General features: G+C 69.1%; 14 protein-coding genes and 3 pseudogenes. 8 read left to right on the forward strand and 9 right to left on the reverse strand.

Annotation, left to right across the window (positions count from 1 at the left end):
- The first annotated feature begins 32 nt into the window (after nucleotides 1-32).
- The gene (locus IEJ02_RS20840; RefSeq protein ID WP_191066241.1) at nucleotides 33-779 is read left to right on the forward strand and encodes an IclR family transcriptional regulator; all 747 of its coding nucleotides are present in this window, start codon (nucleotides 33-35) and stop codon (nucleotides 777-779) included.
- Between the two features lie 632 nt (nucleotides 780-1,411).
- Here the strand turns inward: IEJ02_RS20840 and IEJ02_RS20845 are convergent.
- Entirely contained in the window at nucleotides 1,412-2,482 is a 1,071-nt protein-coding gene (locus IEJ02_RS20845; RefSeq protein ID WP_191066242.1) for an oxidoreductase, read from the reverse strand.
- 1,130 nt (nucleotides 2,483-3,612) lie between these two features.
- Between IEJ02_RS20845 and IEJ02_RS20850 the strand changes: the two genes are divergently transcribed.
- From IEJ02_RS20850 to IEJ02_RS20865, 4 genes and pseudogenes are all read left to right on the forward strand, one after another.
- Entirely contained in the window at nucleotides 3,613-4,809 is a 1,197-nt protein-coding gene (locus tag IEJ02_RS20850; protein ID WP_191066243.1) for a dipeptidase, read from the forward strand.
- Nucleotides 4,810-4,881: 72 nt separating this feature from the next.
- Nucleotides 4,882-6,186, forward strand: coding sequence for an MFS transporter (locus IEJ02_RS20855; protein ID WP_191066244.1), 1,305 nt, complete (start codon nucleotides 4,882-4,884; stop codon nucleotides 6,184-6,186).
- Between the two features lie 54 nt (nucleotides 6,187-6,240).
- Nucleotides 6,241-6,562: pseudogene (locus IEJ02_RS20860) on the forward strand (ISAzo13 family transposase); the annotation flags it as partial.
- Nucleotides 6,563-6,875: 313 nt separating this feature from the next.
- Complete coding sequence (locus tag IEJ02_RS20865) at nucleotides 6,876-7,508, forward strand: TetR/AcrR family transcriptional regulator (RefSeq protein ID WP_191066245.1); 633 nt, start codon at nucleotides 6,876-6,878, stop codon at nucleotides 7,506-7,508.
- Between the two features lie 145 nt (nucleotides 7,509-7,653).
- Here the strand turns inward: IEJ02_RS20865 and IEJ02_RS49925 are convergent.
- From IEJ02_RS49925 to IEJ02_RS20880, 3 genes and pseudogenes are all read right to left on the reverse strand, one after another.
- Nucleotides 7,654-7,872: pseudogene (locus IEJ02_RS49925) on the reverse strand (transposase); the annotation flags it as partial.
- A 123-nt stretch (nucleotides 7,873-7,995) separates the two neighbouring features.
- Nucleotides 7,996-9,192, reverse strand: coding sequence for an MFS transporter (locus IEJ02_RS20875; protein WP_191066246.1), 1,197 nt, complete (start codon nucleotides 9,190-9,192; stop codon nucleotides 7,996-7,998).
- A 173-nt stretch (nucleotides 9,193-9,365) separates the two neighbouring features.
- Entirely contained in the window at nucleotides 9,366-12,575 is a 3,210-nt protein-coding gene (locus IEJ02_RS20880; protein ID WP_191066247.1) for a bifunctional cytochrome P450/NADPH--P450 reductase, read from the reverse strand.
- Nucleotides 12,576-12,769: 194 nt separating this feature from the next.
- Here IEJ02_RS20880 and IEJ02_RS20885 point away from each other — a divergent pair, with 194 nt between their 5' ends.
- The 3 genes from IEJ02_RS20885 to IEJ02_RS20895 all read left to right on the forward strand — a co-directional run bounded on the left by IEJ02_RS20885 (nucleotide 12,770) and on the right by IEJ02_RS20895 (nucleotide 16,754).
- On the forward strand, nucleotides 12,770-13,831 hold the full coding sequence (locus IEJ02_RS20885) for a zinc-binding dehydrogenase (protein WP_191066248.1): 1,062 nt from the start codon (nucleotides 12,770-12,772) through the stop codon (nucleotides 13,829-13,831).
- Between the two features lie 79 nt (nucleotides 13,832-13,910).
- Nucleotides 13,911-15,884 carry an IS1182 family transposase gene (locus IEJ02_RS20890; protein ID WP_223864146.1) on the forward strand — a complete coding sequence of 658 codons (1,974 nt, stop codon included), beginning with the start codon at nucleotides 13,911-13,913 and terminating at the stop codon, nucleotides 15,882-15,884.
- A 219-nt stretch (nucleotides 15,885-16,103) separates the two neighbouring features.
- Complete coding sequence (locus IEJ02_RS20895; protein WP_191066249.1) at nucleotides 16,104-16,754, forward strand: DUF7691 family protein; 651 nt, start codon at nucleotides 16,104-16,106, stop codon at nucleotides 16,752-16,754.
- On the opposite strand, the gene IEJ02_RS20900 is transcribed toward IEJ02_RS20895, so the two are convergent.
- From IEJ02_RS20900 to IEJ02_RS20920, 5 genes and pseudogenes are all read right to left on the reverse strand, one after another.
- A complete protein-coding gene (locus IEJ02_RS20900) occupies nucleotides 16,660-17,160 on the reverse strand; it encodes a hypothetical protein (RefSeq protein ID WP_191066250.1) in 501 nt (166 codons plus the stop codon). The two genes, IEJ02_RS20895 and IEJ02_RS20900, sit on opposite strands and share 95 nt — an antisense overlap.
- The gene (locus tag IEJ02_RS20905) at nucleotides 17,160-17,486 is read right to left on the reverse strand and encodes a hypothetical protein (protein ID WP_191066251.1); all 327 of its coding nucleotides are present in this window, start codon (nucleotides 17,484-17,486) and stop codon (nucleotides 17,160-17,162) included. The genes IEJ02_RS20900 and IEJ02_RS20905 overlap by 1 nt, the downstream gene beginning before the upstream one ends.
- A 61-nt stretch (nucleotides 17,487-17,547) precedes the next feature.
- Nucleotides 17,548-18,198 carry a hypothetical protein gene (locus tag IEJ02_RS20910; RefSeq protein WP_223864147.1) on the reverse strand — a complete coding sequence of 217 codons (651 nt, stop codon included), beginning with the start codon at nucleotides 18,196-18,198 and terminating at the stop codon, nucleotides 17,548-17,550.
- 153 nt (nucleotides 18,199-18,351) lie between these two features.
- Nucleotides 18,352-22,281 (reverse strand): WD40/YVTN/BNR-like repeat-containing protein, encoded by a 3,930-nt coding sequence (locus IEJ02_RS20915; RefSeq protein ID WP_191066253.1) that lies wholly within the window; start codon nucleotides 22,279-22,281, stop codon nucleotides 18,352-18,354.
- A gap of 404 nt (nucleotides 22,282-22,685) precedes the next feature.
- Nucleotides 22,686-22,840, reverse strand: a pseudogene (locus IEJ02_RS20920) (CGNR zinc finger domain-containing protein); the annotation flags it as partial.
- Nucleotides 22,841-22,853: the final 13 nt, after the last annotated feature.

Here is a 22,853-nt window from a genome sequence, read left to right on the forward strand (position 1 = left end):
CACCGGACAGCACGACCAGCAGAGTGCGATCAATGAACAGCGTCCTGAGCACCCTCCGTATCTTCGAGGAGGTTGCCGCACGGCAACCGATTGGCGTGTCGGAGCTCTCGCGAGCCACCCGGATTCCGAAGAGCTCGGTTCAGCGGTGCCTGGTCACTCTCCAGCAGGCCGGCTGGCTGAGGATCGTTGACTCTGGCCGCGGCGCGCGGTGGGGCGTGACGATGAAGGCTCTGTCCGTCGGGCTGCGCGGGGCCGGCGAGCAGGATCTGCGTGATCTTGCGGGACCAGTGATCAAGCGCCTCGCGGCCGAGACCGATGAGACGGTTCACTTCGCGCTTCGCGACGGGGACGACGTCATCATCATCGCGAGAGAAGACAGCACACATGCCGTCCGCGTTTTCGTCGAGACCGGCACGCGTCTGCCCCTTCAAGCCACCTCGTCGGGAGTCGCGATCCTGGCACGCCTGGAGCCGACGGAGACCGAAGAAATACTGAAACACGACGTCAATGAGTTCACCGAGCCCCTATGGAGTTCCGAAGAGCTCCGAGAGGAGATCGTCCGGACTGCCGAGCGGGGTTACGCGGTCAACATGTCCACGTGGTTTCGTCCGAACGTGGCTTCCATCGGCGCGGCTGTCACCGGCTTTGCGGGACGGCCCATTGCCGCCCTCGTGCTCTCCATGCCGGAGATGCGCTACGACCCCTCGCAGGAAAAGGCCTTGGCACAGCTGACCACCGCGGCCGCCGATGAGATCAGCCGGCTGGTCTCCGCCATCTGACCGCGTCATCCTCACCGCCCCCGGTCAGCCGCGTTCTGTGGTGGACAGACGAGGGCCGCGCCCCCGGCCAGAGGCTGCGGCCCTCGCGCCCTGTGCCAGACCACCGGCAGGTCCGGGTCCGAGGCCATGTTCCCGGCGGCTCCCCCCCTCTCCCGGCACGTCAGCACGAGCCGAGGCCGGTACGGGGCAGACCCACGCGACGGCGGTATGGACAGGGACGGCGCAGGCACCGGGGCCACCGAGCCCTCCGGAGGCGAACCGCTCCGAAAACCAGCGGGCGACGCGGACACCCCCATCCCGAGGGACACCGGTTACGGGAACGGCCCGCCGGGCACCGCCCGGCTCACCCCCGCCGGACCCCCGGCCCCCAAACCCTCCCGGCCCAGGCCCGGACACCCACTCGGCCCGGAAAACCGCCGGCCGGCCCCACGACACGAACCCGGGAAGACCGTGAAACGAACCGAAGCCCTCACCGAACACGCCCGCCTGGAACAGCGGCGAGATCGAACATCAAGCTCAGATCTCCTGGGTGAGGGCTCATCGGCCCACCTCGCCCAGCGGCAACTGTCCGCCGCTTCCGGGTCTTCGCATCCTGGGGGATACGGCGGCGGCCTGCGGGCGATGCGCGTACCTCAGAACGCGCGATGGTATTGCTTCGGCCACGACGCGCGCGGCTCCGCGTCAAGGGCGCGCAGCGCCCAATAGGGGTCGCGCAGCATCGCCCGGCCGACCAGCACCGCATCCACCAGCTCCGGGATCGCCTGATCGAGGTGGGGCGCCTGCGAAATCATGCCGGACGCCGCCGTGAGGACCCCTGCCGCACGAAACTGCGGACCGTACTGGGCGTTGTGCAAGGGCTCGGCAAGCCGGAGGGCCTCCGGGACGAGCGCGCCGGTCACGAGGTCGATCATGTCAACGCCCGCCTCGCCCATGCGGGTCGCGACCAGGACCATATCGTCCGTGGTGAGACCGCCCTCCAGCAGATCCGCGGCGGGCAGACGGACGAGGACCGGCTTGTCCTCCGGCCAGCCCGCGCGAAGGGCCTTCACCATCTCCAGCGGGAACCGCATCCGCCGCTCCGGGTCGCCTCCCCACTCGTCGGTACGGTGATTGGCCAGCGGCGAGAGGAACTCGTGGAGCAGATATCCGTTCGCCCCATGCAGTTCGATGGCCCTGTACCCCGCGCGATGGGCGTTGCGGGCGGCCCGCTCGATGTCCTCCAGCACCCGCGTTCCGTCCTTCGTGGTCATCTCGGTCGGAACCGCCAGGCCGGCGAACGCGACCGAGGAAGGCGCAAGCGGCTGCCACCCGCCGTCCTCCGGTGGTATCGCGTTCCGGGTCCCGTCGTTCGCCCACGGCACGCCGTGCGAGCTCTTGCGACCCGCGGCCCCCAGCTGGACCGCCGCCACCGACCCGATCGAGGTGATGGCGTCCGCCAATCGCCGGTGGCCGATCACCTGCTCCTCGGTGTACAGCCCGAGATCCTGTGCCGTGGTGCGCATGTCGGGGGCGACGCCGGTGCATTCGACCATGACCATGCCCACACCCCCTGCCGCCCGGGCCCCGTAGTGGGCAATGTGCCAGTCGGCCGGGACGCCGGACCTGTCCGCGGAGTACTGGCACATCGGTGAGAGCCACACCCGGTTGGGCACCGACAGCTCCCTGAGGCGAATCGGGGTCCAGGCCATGGATGCCGTCGTCATCGGCTATACCTCTCTACTGCTTCCTACATGACCGCCGCAACAAGCCCGGCGGCGACTTTGGGCTCTTCCACCACGACGACGCAGCCCCCTACCCCGACTCGCCGCGCCGTAGTTCCTGACATGAGCATGCACCCCCTCATCGGACCGCTATGTTGAACAGCGTGCCGAAGTACGGAACAATAGGGGCGGTGCCGCTCGATCGTCAACCGCCGGTCGCCGGCCCCGGTGAGCAGGAAAAGGGGCCCGGGCCGCTCCTCCACGAGCGCACCGTCCAGCGCGAGGCCGCGATCGATCCGGACGGGGCGACACCCGGCCTGGACGAGGTGGCGCTGACTCCAGGCGGAAGGGCGGGGGCAGAAACCGAGTACGGCCGGCCGGCACCCAGCCACCTCCGGCATGACGGATACCGACGCCACCGAGGACACCCACCGCGCGGAGCGGCCCCCGGCACCGGCACGGGCGGCGAGGCGACGCCGACACCGGGACGGACACAGCCGCCGCGCGGCCCCGGCGGCAGCCGGACCGCCATGCCTCCCCCGGCCGGACGGCCGGTGCCGACCAGCAGGACCCCGGGGTGCACGGCCGGGGCCTTGAGACTCGCGCCCGCGAGATGCCCGCCTTCAGCAACGGGCCGAACCGCAACCGGCCGACACCCGCGAGCGAGGACGGCGCCAACCACGACACCGATCTTCACCACCTCCCCTCCGACCGCCTCCGGCCGAAGGAGAGTCCCGCGCGGTGGTTGACAGAACCGCCGCGCTCCGTACAGATTCGTTCCGTAGTGCAGCACGGATGTTCCGTATTCCTGAACAACAGGATTTACGCCATGAGCGCTGCCCGGACGACGAGGCCCCCCTGAGCGACACATCGCATACGCAGAACCTGTCCCGGCGCCGCCGAATCCAGCCGCGCCTCGTGGCATTGCGGGCATCGCCCGGCGGGTCACCGTCACCGCCGCCACGGTCGCGACAAGGCCGAGTCGCGTCGCTCCGGGGCTTTGGTGCCGCACGGCTTGGTCACTCCACAGGCCTCGCTGCCCTCCCTTCTCCACGGGACCCTCACACGTGTCCCACCAGCAGCACGCTGTTCCGCAAGCAGAACGCCCACACTCGTATGGAGGCGAAGTCGCCATGGCAACCAAGCGCTATACCGGTTACCAGTCCTTCTCGTACCTGGAAGCCGGAAAGGACTACACCGAGTTCACGCCCTCGGCCGATGTGGACCGGCTGCCGGAGCACCACCTCGGACTGACCGCCGATGAGCAGGAACGGGCCGAGCGCCTCCTGACCGAAAACATCGCGGTATCGCTCCACGACCACCCGGTGCGCCTCCCTCAGAAGGCCAAGACGGAACTGCTCCAGTGGAACCGCGAGGCCCGCCTCGCCTACGGCTACGAAGGATTGAGCCGGTCCGGACTGGACGCCGTGTTCGACAACCTCGGCTGGGGCGCCTGCGAGTCCCGGAACGGGTGGAAGTGGGACGACGTCATCACCGACCTTGGAATGCGCTTTTGCGACTTCGCCCACCAGGACTACGTCATCCGCGCCGAGTCGGTCGCCGACATCCGGCGCGCGCACGCCGAAGGCCAACTCGCCGTGGTCGCCGGCCTCGAGGGAGCGGCGCTGATCGAGAACGAGATCGACCGGCTCGACGTGCTCCACGGACTGGGCGTCCGGCAGATCGGCATCGCCTACAGCGACGCGAACTCCCTCGGCAGTGGTCTGCGAGAGAAGACAGACGGGGGCCTGACCTCGCTCGGACGGCGCGCGGTCCGCCGGATGAACCAGCTCGGCATCGCCATCGACCTCTCACACGCCGGGGACCGGACCGCGCTCGAGGTGATCGAGGCCAGCGACAAACCCGTACTGATCACGCACGCCGGGGCACGGGGAGTGTGGAACACCGCGCGGATGAAACCCGACGAGGTCATCCGCGCCTGCGCCGAAAATGGCGGCATGATCGGCATCGAAGCGGCCCCCTACACCACCGTCAGCCCGCAGCACCGCCGCCACACCATCGAGTCCGTGATGGACCACTTCCGCTACTGCGTCAACCTGGTCGGCATCGAGCACGTCGGATTCGGCCCGGACACCTTCTTCGGGGACCATCTGGACCTGCACCACGTGATGAGTCACAAATGGGGAGTCACCGACACCATCCGATCGGGCCCCGAATTCGAGACCATCGAATCCGTAGCCGGGATGGAAAACCCCGGCGAATGCTTCCGCAACATCACCCGCTGGCTCGTGAAGCACGGATACTCGGACAAGGACATCTCAGCAGTCATCGGCGGCAACGCACTGCGGGTGCTCGAGAAAATCTGGTGAACCGCTGACAAACGCAGCAGCGCACGCCAGGAGCATCCTCACAACTTCCAATCCTTCTCTCACGGAGCAGTGGTGCAAAAGAAAATTCTCGGCGCCGCTATGATCGGCCACGCCGTCGAATCCTACGACTTCGTCATCTATGGCTCCTCAGCGACAATCATCGCCGAACACTTCTTCCCCGAGGACAATCCGACCCTGGCGATCCTGTCGACCCTGGCCGTCTACGGCATCGCCTTCGTGGTCCGCCCTGTCGGCGCCGCCGTCTTCGGCAGCATCGGCGACCGTCTTGGCCGGCGCACCGCGCTGTCCACCGTGGTACTGATCATGGCGATCTCGACCGCCGCGATCGCGCTGCTGCCCGGTTACAGCACAGCCGGGATCGCCGCCCCGCTGCTGCTGCTGTGCTGCCGGCTCGGCCAAGGGATATCAATGGGAGCCGAATACACCAGCGCAGCGTCCTACGTCATGGAACAAGCCCCTGCGAACAGGCGCGGACTGTGGATCAGCGCCGTAGGCAGCGCCTCCTTCATCGGCTCCGCATGCGCCGCCTTCGCGCTCCTCGCCCTCCACTCGGCATCACCACACGCCTACACGGAATGGACCTGGCGGATCGCCTTCCTCTTCGGAGGCCTCATGGCCCTGGTCGGCCTCTACATGCGCCTCAGCCTCGAGGAGACCAGCACCTTCCGGAACCTGGAAGCCCACGGCGGAACCTCGGCCAGCCCCGTCAGGGAGTCATTCCGCAACTGGCGCCTCTTCCTCGTCCTGTTCACCATCTTCGCCCTCCTCGCCGTGGTCGTCCACAACCTCCTGGGCTACCTGCCCACCTACCTCATCACCACCGGCGGCCTCCCCGAGGTCACCGTACTCGTCGCAGGCGGCACCGCCCTCCTCCTGTGTACAGGCTTGTGCATCCTCACCGGCGCCCTCACCGACCGCATCGGACGCAAACCACTACTGATCACCGGAGTGGTTATCGCAGTCACGGGCTCCGTACCCGCCTACATCCTCGCCAGCTACGGAACACTCCTCACCACACTGGCCGCAGAAACCCTGCTCATCATCCCCGCCGCCCTCATCGGCATGCCAGCCACCGTCATGGCCATAGAACTCGTCCCACCCCACATCCGCACCACCAGCACAGCACTCGCCTACAACACCGCCTACGCCGTATTCGGCGGCACTGCCCCACTCCTCGGAGCGCTCCTCACCCAACACTTCGGGCAACTGGCGCCCGGCACCTACATCGCAGCCCTCGCAGCCGCCGCACTCATCATCATCACCACCGCACTACCCGAAACTCGCAACCACACGACAACCACACCCCAGCCACACAAACACGACCGCGAATCCACCAGCCTACGAGCCACCCCCTAAGGGCTTGCCGGGGAACACGTCGTGGCTTCCGGGTCCGGGGATCGTTGTTGTGGTATGGGGAGACCGGAGGGGGCCGAGGCGGTCCTGACTGCGAAGTTCGAGACGTTGTTGCCGCATCTGGACGAGCGTCAGCGCCGGCTGGCCATAGGGGCGGAGGCGCGGTCGCTGGGTCATGGCGGAATCAGACTCGTTGCCCGTGCGGCCGGGGTGCGGGAAGGCACGGTCTCGCGTGGGGTGGCTGAGCTGGAGTCCGGTGAAGGCCCGTTGGGGCGGGTCCGTCGGCCGGGCGGAGGCCGGAAAAGGGCGACCGAGCTGGACCCGGGGCTGCGGCCCGCGCTACTGGCGTTGGTCGAGCCCGACGAGCGGGGCGACCAACTACGCCGGGGCAGTGGCCGGCGCCGTGCTGCTCGGCCTGGTTGCGGCCGGCCCCGCTCTCGGCACCGCCTTTGTCATTCCAGCGGTGTTCCTGTTCGCCACAGCACCACTCGCTCGGCGTTCGAAGTCGGCGGCACCGCAGACGCGTCTCGCTCCTGAATCAGTGGCCTGACTCCCGGCATCCGTCGTAGTACCGCGGCAACGCTCCGTCGTGTCCTCGCTGCCGCATGTGCTCAAGTCAAAATCGTCGATCACGATCCCCACCGACTTGATCGAGCGACTTAGCCGGTGAACTAAGTCGGTATAATGATGTCATGGCTCATGTCTCCGCGGCCGAGCGCCGCCCCCAACTGATCAAAGCGGCCATCGACCTCATGACCAGGGAGGGCGTCGCGGCCGGAAGCACGCGCGCCATCGCTGCCGAGCTGGGCGTCGCACAGGCCACTGTGCACTACACGTTCGGCACGAAGGAGGAGCTCTACCGCGCCGTCATGGAGCAGCTCACCGAGGACCTGATCGCCCAGGTCGAGCGGGCGGCACCCGAAGACGCCGGTTTCGAGGCGACATTCGCGGCTCTTGCCGCCGCCCTGTGGCGCACCGTGGGTGAGCAACCCGCCAGCCACCAACTGCTCACGGAGCTGTCCATGTTCGCTCTGCGCACCCCCCGCCTGAGGGAGGGCCTGCGCAGCCACTACAGCGGGATCGTGGACGTGACGACGAGGCTGGTGAACGAGGCAGCCGAACGCACCGGCCACCACCTCGCCCAGCCGGCGGAGACACTCGCACGGTTCTTCCTCGCGGGTTTCGACGGACTGACCATGCAGCACCTGTCACTTCCCGACGATGCGGCCGAACACGCCGCCCTCCAAGCACTGGTCTCCGCCGTCGTGGCCCTGGCGGGCGGCCGACTGGACTTCGTGCCCCTACCTGCGGCCCGACGAGCCTAGGGTCCACCACACACCGGGACACCCGCGCGTGGATCCGGGACCGGAGACGAGCGCGGCGTCGTTGGCGTGCGGCGAGGCAGGTCTCCTTGGAGGGGCACGCGGAGATCGCGGTCTGGCCGAGCACGCCCTTGAGCCACGGATCGCCGGGGCGGGTGCGGCCCGACGGGCTCTTGACCGCTGACTCGTAGTTGCCCGGACACAACCCCGCCCTGGAAGCGAGTTGGCCGGCCGAGGGGAACCGGCCGCTGTCCGCGCCGATCTCGACGAGGATCACCTCGGCGGTGTGGGCACTCGCCCCGGGCACGGTCGCGAGCAGCTCGACCCGCCGCTGAAGGGCCGGATGTGGGCGTTGAGCAACCACCACTCGATGCCCTCGGCCAGGAGCCAGTCACGCTTCGCCCCGTGGCGTCTCGTTCCGTGGTCATCGATGACACCCCTCGAGGACCGCTGGTCGTCAACCGGGACTTGACCAGCGCAGCAGCCGCTCTCAGCCCGCCTCAGCAGCGGGCGACGGCGCCGAGTGCCGCTCGGCGGCGCCCACACCTGCCACCGTCATCCTGAGCAGAGGCAGAGAGGCGATGAAGGTACCGAGGGCCAGAAGGATGCTGAGTACCCCGGCTCCCGCGGCGTCGAGGACGGCGCCGACGGCCAGTGGCCCGACGCCGGTGCCCAGCGCGCCCGCACCGCTCAGGGACGCGACCAGGCGCCCTGCCGGGTCGATGAGCGCGGCGGCCGCCAGCATCTGCACCAGGACGGCCAGTTGGCACGCCTGCCAGATCACGGCTGCGGCGATGAAGGACACGGCTTCGTGGGCGGAGATCAAGACGGCCATCGCGAGGGCCTGTGCCGTGACGAACGCGGCCATCGTCCGCATGCGCCCGAAGCGGCGTGCGGCTGCGGGGCCGACGGCCGCGCCCACGAGTGCCACGACGCTCGAGATCGCGAGGACCGCCGACACTGCCGAATCCGACATGGCGGTGTGCTGACGTCCCAGCACCGAGGCGTACGACCAGGCCCCCTGGGTGACTGCCCACAACAGCGCGGTCCCGGCCAGCAGGATCACCGAAGGGCGGGCCGCGACGCCCTTGCCCCCCGCGCCGTCGGAGGCGGAACCGGAGGCCGGAGGGCCGTCCGGAAGCCGCCGTACGAGCGGCCAGGCGGCCATGCAGCACAACGCCATGAGGAGGAACCCGGTGCCCTTCCCCAGATCGTGGTTGGCTGCTGGAACCGCCATGATCAGCAGTGCCGTCACCCCGACAGTCCCCGAGATGGTGACCGCGGACGCCTTGTCCGCGTCGTCAGTGGCGGCGAGCGCCGCTGTGGCCGCGGCACAGACCGCGCCGAGTCCTGCTCCCAGGATCAGGTTCGCCAGGATCAGGGTCCCCACATCGGGCGCTGCCGCCGCACCCAGGAAGCCGGCTCCCGCGGAGGCGAGGCCGAGGCGGGTCATCTGCACGCGGCCCTGCCGCGCGGCCCGTTCGGCCAGCAGCAGGGTCACGACGGCGGTCGCCAGCAGCTGGGTCGCGGCGACGAGTCCAGCACCGGAGTTCGACATCGCAAAGCGCGAGGCGAAGTCGTCGACGAAGACGGGCATCACATTCGCGCCGCCGTTGCCGAGCGTCACTCCGACGATGAGCGCCACCGCCACGCCGAAGGTCAGGACGGTACCGCCGCGCCCCGTCACCGGCCGCTCCGTTGCAACGCGCAGGGGAAGAGCGCGGGTCCTCGGCGGACCGCCGAGCGTGTGACAAGCATGGAAACCTCACGTGTGGGAGAGCAGGTGGCGTTGGAACGGGGGAGGGTCCCGGGGCACGGGCACTGCGGACGCCCGTGCCCCGTGGAGGGGATCCGCTGTGTTCAGCCGGCCCAGACGTCCTCGACGTAGGTGCCGGACTCGATCAGGGCGGCGAGCCAGGCGGTGGCCTCTTCGTCGTGCGCGCCCGTGTACTTCCGGTAGACGGCCATGAACGCCTCGCGCACGGCGGGAGCCATGCGGCGGCCGTCGCCGCAGATGTAGACGCGTCCGCCGGCCTCCAGCGCGGCCCAGACCTCGTCGCTCTCCTTCGCGATGCGGTCCTGCACGAAGCGGGCGCCGTCCTCGGGCGCGCAGGCGAAGGTGGGGCGCATGCTGACGGCCCCGGCCTTCTCGGCCGCTGCGAATTCCTCGCGGTGGAGGTAGTCGACGTCGGGGTGGTCGCAGCCGAAGTAGCACAGCAGCGTCCCGGTCGCTCCCGTGTGCTTGCGGTCGAGGACGGCTCCGCGGAAGGGGGCCAGGCCGGTGCCGGCGCTGATCAGGATCACGGGCACGGACGGGTCCTGCGGCAGGCGGAAGGACTCGCTGCACGGAAGCACCCTGGCCTGGACGGTGTCCCCGGCCCGAACGGTCTGGATGTAGTGCGAGGCGATGCCCTGAAAGGTTCCTTCGCCACCGCGGTGGGGTGCTGCCAGCAGCGAGATCATCAGGTCCACCTCTCCCGGAGCCGCCTGCGCGGAGGAGGAGATCGAGTAGTGACGCGGGCGCAGCACGGGGAGCAGTTCGAGGAAGCGCTCGAACGGCAACTCGCAGGCGTGGTAGCGCTCCAGCAGGTCCAGGACGCTCCGCCCGGCGACCGTCACCTGCTCACGGAAGGCTTCGGGCTGCGCCGCCGCCAGCTCGGCCAGGGGGCGCTTCTCCGGCGGGCAGGCCGTGTGCTCGGCGAGCACCGCGACCTGCTCCTGGGTCGCCGCGTCCTGCAGTTCGACGAAGTCGGTCAGCAGCCGGCGCAGGGTCAGCGGGCGGTCGACGGGCAGCGCTCCCCGGCTGCGCCGGCGGGCACGCAGCCGGACGGTGCGGTCCAGGTCCAGGCCGAACCGGTCGGCGACCCGCTGGACCAGGGCCTCGGGATTGCGCGGGAGTACCGCCAGGTGGTCGCCGGTCCGGTAGGTGACGCCGTCGGGCAGCCGCAGCCGCACGAAGCGCTTGGAGCGGCCGAGCGGGTGGTCCGTGTCGACCAGTTCGTAGGCGTCGAGCACCTCCATCGGCTGGACGCCGTGGCGTGCCGCGAGCCCGCCGATGACCGAGTCGGTCGTGTACCGCAGCTCGTACAGCCCCGCATCCTGGTCGGTCTCCGTCTCCACCGCGGCCGCCTCGCCGTCGGCTCCGTACCGGTCGAGCAGGGCAGTCCACAGGTCACCCGTCCACCGGTCGACGGTGCCGCCGAAGTCCCCGGACGCGTCGGCGGCACCGCGCTCCAGAAGGCTTACGGCGCCCGCGGCGGTGAGCCGTTCGTCGATGAGGGTGGGGACGCGCTGGTAGGTGGCGGCCCAGTTGCGGTCTCCGACGCCGAGTACGGCGTACTGGACTCCGTCGAGCGAGCCGGGCTCAAGTCCCTCCAGCCAGGCGACGAACTCCGCGGCGTCGTCGGTCGGCCTGCCGTTGTAGGAGGCGGCCACGATCACCACGGGTCCGGCGCCGGGCGTCAGCTTGCCCACCGCTTCGTTGAGGGGCGTGACGGTCGCGGTGAATCCGCGTTCGCCGCCGTCCTCGGCCAGGTCCCCGGCGATGCCTGCGCAGGTCCCCAGGTTGGAGCCGTGCAGGAGGGTCAGTGCGGTGCCGGTGACGCGCCGGGCCGCGGGCCGCTCCAGGGCCGCGGGTACGCCGGTCACGGCGGCGGGACGGCGCCGATCCGCGGCGGTCCGCCGGGCCAGGCCGAGGGTGAACCCGTCGGGCTTGAGGGTGAGGGACTGCTTGATCTTCAGCTGGTAGCCGGTGTGGTCGATCAGGCGGTAGCGGTGCACCAGGAGCGCGAGGACCAGGGTCGCCTCGTGCAGCGCGAACTGGCGGCCGATGCAGGCGCGTTCGCCGTTGCCGAATGGCTTGAACAGGTGGACCGGGCGTGCGTCCTCCCGCTCGGGCAGGAACCGGTCGGGATCGAACAGCTCCACGTTCTCGCCCCAGGCCGGGTCCCGGTGCAGCTGCGGAATGAGCACCAGCAGTGACTCGCCCTTGCGCACGGCGTACTTTCCGCCGATGACGGTGTCCTCAAGCGGCTCCGCCGCATAGACGGGCGCCGTGGGCCACAGCCGCAGGCCCTCGTTGAGCACCTGACGGATGTACGTCAGCTTCCCGATGTCCGCGTAGTCCGGTTCGGGCGCCTCCGTGTCGCCCCACAGCGCGTCGACCTCCGCCTGGGCACGGGCCAGGACCTCGGGGTGCTTGGTGAGGTAGTACAGCGCGAAGGACAGCGCCCCGCTGGTGGTCTCGTGCCCGGCGATGAGGAACGTGATCGCCTGGTGGCGGATGTTCACGTCGTCCAGCGGTTCGCCCGTCACCGCGTCCTCGGTGTGCAGCATCCGACCGAGCAGGTCATCGGTGCTCTGGTCGCCGGAAGCCCTGCGCTGCCGGATCACGTCGTCGACCAGGTCCTGCATCAGGGTGACGTCACCGCGGAACCGTTCGGCCTGCCGCCACTTGAAGATCTCCGTACCGGGGATCGACTCCCCCTTGGCCTGGGCGAAGCCGAGCGCCCGTGACAGCGAGGTGATGAAGGGGTGCGCCCCTTCGCGGGTGAACGACTCGAAGTCGTAGCCGAAGCCGCACAGGCCGATCGTGTCGAAGGTGAGCCGTGTCATGTCGGCGGCGACGTCCACGGGCTCCGCGCCTGCCGCCCGGTCCCACTTCCCTGTCAGCTCCCGGGCGACCTTGAGCATCGTCGTGTGGTACCCGCGCATCGCACCGAGCGAGAACGCCGGCATGAGAATGTCGTGCGCCTTGCGCCAGTTCGGCTCGTCGTTGAAGGCCGTGAACAGCCCGTCTCCGCCGATCGCCCGGAGGACGACGAGGTCCGGGTGGACGTTCTTGCGGAAGCGGGTCTCGTCGGCGAGCTCGGTGACGAGGTCCAGGCCTGAGACGAAGTTGATGTCGTTGCCGAAGATCCGGAGCCTGAAGAGCGGCCCCAGCTCCTTGGCTTCTTTCATCACATGGAGCAAGCCGTCGGCACCGCCAGGGACGCTGAACGCGTGGCCGACCAGCGGGAGGGCCGGACGCTGAGGGATCGGCTCGGTTCCACGCAGGGCCATCTTGGTCATGAGTTTGCCTTTCGTGCCGCACCGGCTGTCGCTTGCGATCAACATTCCCACGACATTGTCGCCCGACAATGTCGTGCGATTGTGTTGTATGACACGGTCGCTCAACTGAACCGCCGGAGCGACCCATGCGTCGAGATGACCAAATGACGTTGTCGAGCGACATCGTCAAGCGAACGAGAATCGAGGTTCCCGCTATGAGCACGATGCTCGCCGGACGGCTCCACCTGGACAGCCGTACGTTCACCGTCGAAGAAGTCCCCCTGCCGGTCCCGGGTCCGGGTGAGGTCCTGGTCGAGGTCCGGGCCGCCGGCGTGTGCCTGTCGGACGTCCACCTCATCGACGGCAGCCTCGTTCCGACGTTCCCCGTCGATGCCGTCGCGAGGGCGCGAGCGGTCACCCTCGGCCATGAGGTCGCGGGCGTCGTTCACACGCTCGGGCCGGAACTGCGGGGGAACTGGGCACCGGGGGCGCGGGTGGTCCTGCAGGCGGGCCAGGCATGCGACCGGTGTGGCGGCTGCCTGAGTCGCTCGGCGTGCCGTCAGCCGCTGACGCGAGGCGTGGACTACGACGGCGGCTGGGCCCAGTACGCCGTCGCCCGTGAGGACACCCTGGTACCGATCCCGGACGGCCTGCCGTTCGACCAGGCCGCGATCATCCCCGACGCGGTCTCCACACCGTATGCCGCCATCGTCGAGACGGGTGCGGTGCGCCCCGCACAGGTGGTCGGCATCTGGGGCGCGGGCGGTCTGGGCGCGCACGGCATCCGGCTGGCCCGCATGGTGGGCGCGGCCCCGATCGTCGCCGTCGATCCCCTGCCCACCGCTCGCGAGCGCGCTCTCGCGTTCGGTGCGGACTTCGCGCTCGACCCGACCGCGGACGACTTCACCGAGGCCGTCCGGGAGGCCACGGGCGGACGCGGGATCGAGGCCGCGTTCGACTTCGCCGGCGTACCGGCAGCACGCGCGCAGGCCACCTCAGTGCTCGGGCCCGGTGGAGTCCTGGTCCTGGCCGGGCTCACTCCGGAGCCGGTCACCATCGCGGACAGCACGGGATTCAGCTTCCGGGGCAACCAGATCCGCGGACACTACGGCTCCGGCGCTGAGCACGTGGAACAGCTCATCGGTCTGACGTCCGCCGGACGGATCGACCTGGCTCCGTCCATCACCGCACACATCCCGCTGGCGGAGGCGGCCGACGCCGTCTCGCGGCTCGAGAAGAAAATCGGCGATCCCATCCGGTTCGTGCTCACGCCCTGAGCTTGACTCTTCGGGGATCTTGGAGTTTCCCGGTGCGACAGCATGATCAACGGGCATGCTCGGGTGGTTCTGCCGATCGATGCAGCTGTCGAGGTGCCCGTTGTCCCTCCGCCCCCGTTCCGGTGAGCATGTCCCGCCTCTGACAGCGCAGGTCGCGCGGGCGAGCAACCCGGGTGGCACGACGGCGATATGGGTACGGGACCGCCTCGATGGGCTGTGGTGCGACGAGGATTTCGCCGACTGGTACCCGCGGGACGGGCGTCCGGGTCTCTCGCCTGCTCAGCCGGCCACCGTCTGTGTGCTGCAGTTCCTGCTCGGCCTGTCGGACCGGCAGGCCGCCGAGGCGGTCCGCTGCCGCATCGACTTCAAGTACGCCATGGCCATGGAGCTGGACGATCCCGGTTTCCACCACAGCGTGCTGGCCGACTTCCGCGACCGGCTCGCCGAAGACGGCCGTGCCGACCGGCTCCTCGACCTCGCGCTGGCCCGTCTCAAGGAGGCCGGCCTGGTGCGCGAACGCACCACGCAGCGCACCGACTCCACCCATGTCCTGGCCGCGGTGCGTGACCTGACCCGCCTGGAGCTGATCACGAAGCGGTCCGTGCTGCACTCGAAGAAGTCGCCGGCACGTCCCCTTCACCTGCTCGACGGGCTGGTCGATGAGGACTGGGGGCTCCGCTACGGCCGACCGGTCCGGCTGGGCAAGAACCCCACCAAGCCCAAGACCAGGATCCTCGCCACCGGAAACGATGCCGTCCGGCTCCTGGAACACCTCGACCGGCACGGAGCCGACCGCACCTCCGGTCCTCGTGTCCATGCCCTGCGCCAGATCATGGTGCAGAACTACCACTATGACGCCGCAGGACACCTGCGCTGGCGCACCGCCGAGAAGGAAGGCGGCCACGGGCTGCCGCCCTCGTCCCGGGCGATCGTCTCTCCCTACGACACCTCGGCCCGCTACGCACGGCACGGCCACATCATCAGCTGGAAGGGATTCGCCGCTCACCTGACCGAGACCTGCGGTCCCGACGGACCCAACGTGATCACGGACGTGGCGACCACCGCGGCCACCACCCACGACGGTCAAGTCCTGCCCGGCATCCACACACGCCTGACGCGTCGCGGACTGCTGCCCGCCGAGCACCTGGTCGATGCCGGCTACACCTCCCTGCCCCACCTGGACCAAGCCGCCCGTGAACACCAGGTCACCGTCTCCGGGCCGCTGCGGAGCAACCCCACCCGTCAGCACCGCCAGAACGAGGGCTTCGCCCGGGACGACTTCTCCATCGACTACGACCGCCGGCAGGTCACCTGCCCCCAGGGACAAGTCAGCCAGGGCTGGCATGGCCCCTACCCGACCTCCTCGCCCACCGCGGCCCCGCTGATCGTGGCCCGGTTCACCAAGAGCCAGTGCCGCCCCTGCCCCGTCCGATCCCGCTGCACGCCTACCGTCGACAGCGCCCGCACCGTGGGTTTTCCCCCACGCGAACTCCGCGACCTGCAGCTCCGCGTCCGCACCGAGCAGCAGACGCCCCAGTGGAAGGCCCGTTACGCGGTCCGCTCCGGAGTGGAGGGCACGGTCAACGAGTTCGCCCACGGACACGGCATGCGCCGCTGCCGCTACCGAGAACAGGGAAAGGCACACGTCCAGCACGTTCTGACGGCCATCGCCGTCAACATCGAACGCATCAGCGGACTTCCACCCACCGAGGAAGCCCTCATGCCCCGCCGACCAACCGCCTTCCAGCGGTGTTGCAGACATGAGGCAACCGCACGCTCATCCGCGCCGGGAAAGTCTCCGGCGAGGAGAGAGTCGCCGGCCGGTATGAAGGACTCGACTATCGTCCCAGCAGTCATCAGCCAGATCGGACACCGCCGGTATCAACGTGTCGATGAACACCTCTGTGCCACCGTTGGACAGGTACAGACCCCGCTCCCGCCACTGAACACGTTCCCCCCAGGCCACGATACGACGCCTTGGTGCTCCGGAGCTCTGCGAGCACAGGCGCTCAGCCCCCCAAGCCATACACCGGTGCACTGGCAGAACAGCTGAGCGCCGTCGCATGGCTCACGGACGTCTCGGTGACCGGTACACACCTCACGGGCCGACTGCGCGAGCGGGGCGCGGCACGGGGGCTGGCCACCGCCGGCCCTGCCGGGTGACAACCTGCTGACACGGCCCGCCTACGCTGCGGGACGTGAGTCCGGGACATTCTGACGGCCGCCTCACCGGCTCCCGATCAGTGTCCGGACCTGCTGGCACCATGAAGCCATGAGCCACATCATCACGATGACCACCGCCGACCAGAACGACATTGTGTCCTACCTGCGAGGAGACGAACTCGACGCCAACCAGCGGCGCATGCTCGATGATCACATACGCAAGGACGCCCACAGCGACCAGCTCAGCCTCGAGCGTCAGGGCATCGATCTGGGGCTGACCATCCCCGAGGCACTCGACCACCTCCTCGCGCGCCACGCCAACGCGGACGGCGAACACGTGGGCATCGCCTACTACAAGGCGCTCCAGCACATCATCGACTGGAGCGGGTCCGACCCCATCGACTTCGGGGTGTACTCCAAACCCTCCACGTTCTTCGGGCGCATGAGCGACGAACTGGGGCGCCTCGGGGTCCCCGCCGACCTGCTGCCGATCGATTTCCTGTTCGCCGGGCCGCCCGAGGAGATCCCCTTCCACGTCCCGGCCCCAGTGGACGGGTACCCGGCCATCGGCCGTCTGCCGCTGGCCAAGGCCGAGCCACTCGCCGACGCCTACACCGCAGTCCTGGACCGCGTGGACAACGCCTTCACCTACGAAACCAAGAAGATCATCGATACGATGCGGGTCGAGCACGACGAATGGCAGAGCGCTCTCCAGCACGGGCACACCATGGACACGCTGTTCTTCTCCGTCCAGGGCTGACCTGCACCGGTTCACCCCCGGCCCGACACCCAGCCACGAACCCCCGCCCCTCGCCCGGGCTACCCCGGCCGGCCGGCGTCTGCAGCAGTGCCTGCTCCCAGAGGGTGATGGCGGCGTGCAGGTCCTCGCGGTTGATGGGCTGGGTGGTGGCGAGGAATTTCGGCGGGTGAGTCTTGGAGGTGGGGTAGAGCGTGGCGCTGGTGTAGCCGATGGCGCGCAGGACGGTCAGCAGGCCGCTGTAGGGGAGGCTGGCCTTGGAGCCGGTGATGCCGCGGTAATCCTCGCGCAGCTTCTTCCAGGCGGTGTCGATCTTCACCTCGGGCAGGCGGCACAGCAGTACCGATCCCAGGAGTTCTTCGTCGGTGTGGCAGGCCGGCAGGGACAGCTGGGTCTGGTCCGTGGTCATCAGACGCCTTCGTGATCAAGGTCTTCACTGCGGGGCAGGGGGACGTGGGTGAGCGGAGGGATGTCGGGTGCGTGGGCGAAGTCGAGCCAGGCGGTCAGGGTGGAGCCGTAGACGCGGCGGAGGCTGGCCTGTTCGTCTTCGGTGAGGCCGTCGTAGTAGGAGCGGACCAGCGAGGGGAAGTCGGAGCCCAGGCGGGTGTCGAGGAGGGAGTTGTCGGCGAGGCAGAGCTGGACGGGGGTGCCTCCGCGGCGGGCGCGGCCGGGGAAGAAGGCGGCCGCGGACAGGGCGAAGACGCTGCGCTCGATGCCGGCGGTGGCGAGGGCCATGGTGCCGCCGAGCTGGACGGTTCCGGTATGGGGGTCGCCGCCGAGGGACTGGACGAAGAGTTCACCGCCGCCCCGGTTGTCCTTGTTGATCTTGAATCCGAAGAGTTGGGTAGTCCAGGGGCCCGTACGGCAGGGCGCCGTTGTGTGTGAAGGAGCCGAGTGCTCGTGCCAGTTCACGGCCGGCGGTCAGCGGGGAGCCGAGTCCGGCGATCACTGATTTCAGGTAGGCCAGGCTCTGGTGGAGGCCGCCCAGCCAGGCGCGCACGAGCAGCGCGTTGGTGACGCCCGGGTGCCGCGCCTTGGGGATCTTGAGGCGTTTGAGCGCTCGGGAGATTTCCGTTTTGAGGACGGGCAGTTCGTCCTCCCTGGTGTCGCGGCTGACGGCCCGGGCGAGGATCCCGGCCAGTTCCTGGAAGCGCGGGTGCGGGGCGGTGTCGTCGTCTGAATCGGGGAAGATGGCGCGGAACGCCTTGTGAATGTCAGGGTCAAGGCGGACGTGTCCGTCGAGGCCGAGGAGATCCCTGATCAGGATGCGGTCCCAGATGCCAGGCACGTGCCGGCCGGAACCGGGACGTTCTTCCTCCTGCGTGTCCTGCTCGAGCCAGAGCTCGCCGTCCAGCACGTAGTTGGGGAACTGCTCCCCCGGTCCCCTGGCCTTGAACAGGGCGTGGTTGACCACCCGGCAGTTCGCGACTGCTGCGCGCACGATCACGGTGACGGTGCGGGCTGGCGAGTTGTTCACGTCGCAGGACCGCGGGACGTGGTCGCTGGTTCGGTGACGTTCCGAACGAGACCCGGCTACGCGGCTCTGCGGTTCCTGGGGGGCGGCGCAAGGCCCTCTCCGCTCACCACGCTGCCGTCCGGCTCAACCTCCCGACCCGCGGGTCTCCGCACGCGCGCGCTTGACCGCCTCGTGGGTCCATACGGGCAGTACGTCCAGACGTTCTTTCTCAATGTCGCGCTCGAAGCGTCTGCGCTCTTCGTCCTCGGTGTCCGGGGGCTGGGTCGGTGGGTGCTGCTCCGGGTGGCCCGCCACACTCACCACGTATGTGCTGCCTCCGGCGAGGCCATCCGTGTCGTCTCCGGCGTTGAGGCGTTGCTGCACCTCGAATCGGTACTCCGCGCCTGCCGGTAGACGCCCTGTCGCCGCTCGGACGCTGAGGTATGCGGCGGCCTTCCCGAAGGCCGGAAGCAGGACTCCACGGACGCCTGCCGACGCCGAGGGCTCGGCCCGGTGGACGATGGGCGCGAAGGACGGCAACTCGATCACGGGCGTCCCTTCCGGGACGCACAGCATTGTCGGGCGCCGGATCAGCCGCGCGGCCACGTTCCGCAGCACGCACCGGAGCATGCTCCCCACCTGCCGGAGCCAGCGGATCCAGCTGCGTGGCCGGATCCCCCGGGGCCTGGTCGGCCACCGTGTGGGGAGGACAGGGCTGACGGGCAGGTCTGCCCGTCGGGCTTTGCGGCGTGCGGAGACTCCGAAGAGGGATTTCTTCAGCGGCTTTTCGGTACGAAGAGGCGTCAGCAGGAAGGTGACCTCCCATTCGCGTGGGAGGCCGCGGAGGTCGAACACGAGATCCGTTCGCCGTTCCCCCGCGGTCGGGTTGTGGAACTCCACGTACTCGCGCATGCGCGCCCCACCCCTGCCAGGCACGGGTTCGGGCGGGATACGAGGGCCGGCGTGCAGGTTCTTCTGCCCGACCTGACGGTTGGTCGGGGCGATCTCGTCCACGTTCATCCGCACGTTCTCCCCGACCGGTGCCGCGGGGCTGTGGACGAACGCCACCATGCATACGTGGCCGTTGTCCGCGGTCGGCAGTTCGGGGGTGAACCATGCCCAGGAAGCGACCTGTGGGTGGGCCGCGTCGATGCCCGGCAGCGTCTGGGGAGCTCCGATGGCCTTCCACGGACTGTCCGCCGGCAGGTTGGGGGTGATGGTGCCGTCGCTGGAGAACTGGCTCCAGAACGGGAACGCGTTGCCCATGGAGGGGGACGTGGCCAACGAGGGCAGTCCGGCGGAGGCGTTGCAGTAGATCGCCCACACCTGCACCCCGCTGGCCGGCGTGCTGCTCCTGTTGTGGACCTGCACGTGTACCAGGGCTTTGCCGGCCTGCGGGAGATCGGAGCCGCTCTCCCGGAGCTGGTCGAACAGCACATGGCTGAGCGGGGGTATGGGGTTCCCTTCGGGATCCGTCTGGTAGAAGTCGCTGCCCCCCGGACTGCCGTGCCGTTGCCGCACGTCGATCTTGATGTCCTCACAGTGGTAGTGCCGGACCGTCTCCCTGGGCTTGTAGGGGTTGGGGAGGCCGTCCGGGGAGGGGTGGAGCCAGCCGATGTCGAGCAGGTTGTCCCGCACGTACAGATCCACCGGCGGGCTCGTGGCTCCCGGCGTCACGTCGACTTCCCACACCCCGCGCGTGGGAACCGCGGCACGCAACAGCACCCTGGGCGCGGTCGCGTTCCCGATGTTCCCGACCCACAGGTCGTTCACCTGCGGCCCGGGCAGTCCTGTGCTGATGTCCGAGAACTGCCATGCCGAGTCGGTCCGGCCGGCCCGGTAGACACGGGAGCCCACCGCCACGTACAGCAGGTCCGGGCTCAGGGGGTCGGCGACCACGGGGCCGTAGCCGGGGCCGTCCGGGAACCCCGCACTCGTCTGGGGCTCCCAACTGCCCCCGGAGACGCGGAAGAGCGGGGTGCGGGTACCGGAGACGGTCGTGAGTGGCTGTGTGACGACGAACGCCTCGCCCGATCCGTTCACCGTCATGGAGCGGATCTCCACCGGTGACGGCCGGTTGGCGGAGATCTCGGACCACACCGTGCCCGGCCCGGCCGTCGAGCCCGTAGTGGTTCGCCACAGACGCCCGGTGTTCCTGGCGTCGCTGTCAGTGGCGCAGTAGAGGACGTCGGCGTCGCCCGGGTGGGCGGACACGAACGACACGTGGCCGTACGGCACGAAGTCCTGGCTTGTCCGGGTGGCCGTGCCGTCCTGTGCGATGCGCGCGACCATCGCGCGGGTCAGGACAACCGTGGCACCGGCGGAGTGGCTCATGGCGAACGTTGCGGTGAAGGTGCTCGCCGTGGTCGCGGTGACGGTCACCGTCTCCGCGTTGGCGGTGCCGTCGTCGATCGTCGCGACGGACCCCACGATGATGTTGTTCATCGAGGCAGGCGTCACGGCCTGTGGGGTGGGGGCTGCCGTGATGGCGGAGGTGAGCGTGGTCGATGTGTCCCGGACCTCCACGCCGGCGAGGCATCTGTCGTCCAGCCCGACGACGAACGGGCTGGTCGCTGCCATCAGCCTGCCGTCGAGTGTGGGAAAACTGGCGTCGAGTTGGGGCTCACGGTGATCGTCGAAGCGAACGACGCGATAGCCCGGCCAGCCGTCGTACAGCGCTCCCACGGCCCACAGGACCACTCCGTTCGGCCCCGGTGCCATGGCCACCTGTACGGCGTCGCCGTCGGAGAGCCCCCGCCACCCCAGTGCGCCCGTTCCCGCGTTCACGGCGGTGTCCTGGCAGCCGACGTAGGTGAGGGCGGGGAGTCGGCGATCGGAGGTGAACTGGTAGATCGCGCTGCTCTGTTTGCCGTGGTCGAGGTTCTGCCAGGCGGCCGAGTCCGAGAGCAGTTCGAGTTCGTTGAAGTCAGCCGGTGGCGCCTCGACCGCATAGGCCGGGTCCGCGAAGTTGGCGCTCTTCCCGATTCCCCCGTCACACCCGATGTAGGTCGCCGGAATCGAGCCAGGGGACGGGGCGAGGGGGGCGAAGGCGATGGCGTGCTGATCCTGGTGGAACGAGAGGTTTTCGTCGTGCCAGGTCCTTCCCGCATCCTTCGAGCGCGCGAATTTGACGCTGCCGAACATCAGGATGTCGTTGACCCCGTCGCCGGGCGAGTTCGGGGCGACGGCGAACGACATGCCGTAGTAGTCGAGGGGTGATGGCTGTCCCGTCCAGGGGACCTGCGACCAGCTGACCAGCGGATCGGCGGTGGTGTGGAGCGACACGGACTCGCCTGCGCGGGTGTGCCAGGCGTAGACGCGCGACGGATCCCGCAGGCACAAGTCGAGCAGGATGATGTCGAAGGCCTCCGGGGCGGTGGCCGACGCCGGGGTGTAGGCCGGGAGCCCGATCCCGGCCGCGCTGAGGTTGGTCCAGGCGGTGGCGCCACCCGCGGGGTCGGTCGTGTGGAAGATCCCGGTGCGTGTGACGCCCGCGTAGAAGTGTGCGGTGCCGGTTCGCGGAATCCAGGCGGCCTGCCCCCTGATGTGGCCGCCGAGGACCAGGCTCCAGGTGACGCCGCCGTCGGGTGAGCGGTAGAACCCGTCCTCCGTCGCCGCGTAGAGCACGGTCGTCGTCGGATCGGACGAGGTCCTGGGGTCCACGATCAGCTTGCGGACCCTCCCCCCGAGGGAGTGGCCCGTGCTCCAGGAGCCGGGTTCTCCGCGGTTGTCGGACACATGCACCGTGCGGTGCCAGTAGGTACCGAGGTAGATGATCTCCGGGTGGTCCGGATTCACGGCGACGCAGAACGGATCGACGTCGGGGTCCGTCTGTTGCAACGAGTCGGCGATCGGCGTCCAGGACCGGCCCTCGTCACGCGTCCGGAAGGCGGACGTGCCTCCGGACCCCGGCCGTTCGGTGACGTAGATCGTCGAGGCGTTCGTCGGATCCACCGCGATGTCCTGCACGAATCCCTGGCGTCCCGCTTCGTTCCGCCGGGACAACCGCTGGAAACCCACATCGCGTGGTGTGAACACGAAGTCCGGACCGATCGGCAGCCATTCCACCGCCAACACCTCGCTCCATCGACGTGTACGGCTGACCTGGCCTGCTGAGCCTGATTGCGTCCTGTTTCAAGTGCATCACGACGAACGAGAGCCCGCGAGCCGGGCCCGGGGCGCGGCAGCGCGCGCCCGTCTGCGGGGTGTGCCGGGTGCCTGCCCGGACATATATCTGCGGCCGGGAGTCTCTCATCATCGGCGCAGCGCAGGTCGACGTCCCTGGCCTGACAGGCCGGTAGCCGGAGCGGTCGGTGACCTGCACGGTCGCAGCATCGGGCTGACCCCAGGTGTCGGGACCGACGAAGCGTAACTCCGTGCCGTGCTTGGGCGCCCGCCCTGTGGCGGGGAAATCCACGGCACGGGAACGACGAGCGGACGCGTTCGGGGCATCGTTCGAGGTCGGACCAAGAACAAGCTCAGTGGGTGCGTTTGTAGTGGCGACGTGCTTTTCGCGGTTGCCGCAGACAGCCATCGAGCACCGGCGGGCGCGGTTGGGGCGGCTGCGGTCGAGCAGGAACAGCTGGCACTCGGCGTTGGCGCAGGGGCGGAGTCGGCCGGGCAGTCGCTTCTCGGGTAGCCCTGGC

Source organism: Streptomyces sp. 5-10 (assembly GCF_014712245.1).
GTDB lineage: Bacteria > Actinomycetota > Actinomycetes > Streptomycetales > Streptomycetaceae > Streptomyces > Streptomyces violaceusniger.

What these genes read in the sequence shown, in the direction of transcription:
- IEJ02_RS20900 (WP_191066250.1), bottom strand. Translation starts at nt 17,160, where the DNA reads ATGACCACGGACCAGACCCAGCTGTCCCTGCCGGCCTGCCACACCGAC.
- IEJ02_RS20880 (WP_191066247.1), bottom strand. Translation starts at nt 12,575, where the DNA reads ATGACCAAGATGGCCCTGCGTGGAACCGAGCCGATCCCTCAGCGTCCG.
- IEJ02_RS20905 (WP_191066251.1), bottom strand. Translation starts at nt 17,486, where the DNA reads ATGGCCCTCGCCACCGCCGGCATCGAGCGCAGCGTCTTCGCCCTGTCC.
- IEJ02_RS20840 (WP_191066241.1), top strand. Translation starts at nt 33, where the DNA reads ATGAACAGCGTCCTGAGCACCCTCCGTATCTTCGAGGAGGTTGCCGCA.
- IEJ02_RS20890 (WP_223864146.1), top strand. Translation starts at nt 13,911, where the DNA reads ATGCAGCTGTCGAGGTGCCCGTTGTCCCTCCGCCCCCGTTCCGGTGAG.
- IEJ02_RS20845 (WP_191066242.1), bottom strand. Translation starts at nt 2,482, where the DNA reads ATGACGACGGCATCCATGGCCTGGACCCCGATTCGCCTCAGGGAGCTG.
- IEJ02_RS20885 (WP_191066248.1), top strand. Translation starts at nt 12,770, where the DNA reads ATGAGCACGATGCTCGCCGGACGGCTCCACCTGGACAGCCGTACGTTC.
- IEJ02_RS20895 (WP_191066249.1), top strand. Translation starts at nt 16,104, where the DNA reads ATGAGCCACATCATCACGATGACCACCGCCGACCAGAACGACATTGTG.
- IEJ02_RS20850 (WP_191066243.1), top strand. Translation starts at nt 3,613, where the DNA reads ATGGCAACCAAGCGCTATACCGGTTACCAGTCCTTCTCGTACCTGGAA.
- IEJ02_RS20865 (WP_191066245.1), top strand. Translation starts at nt 6,876, where the DNA reads ATGGCTCATGTCTCCGCGGCCGAGCGCCGCCCCCAACTGATCAAAGCG.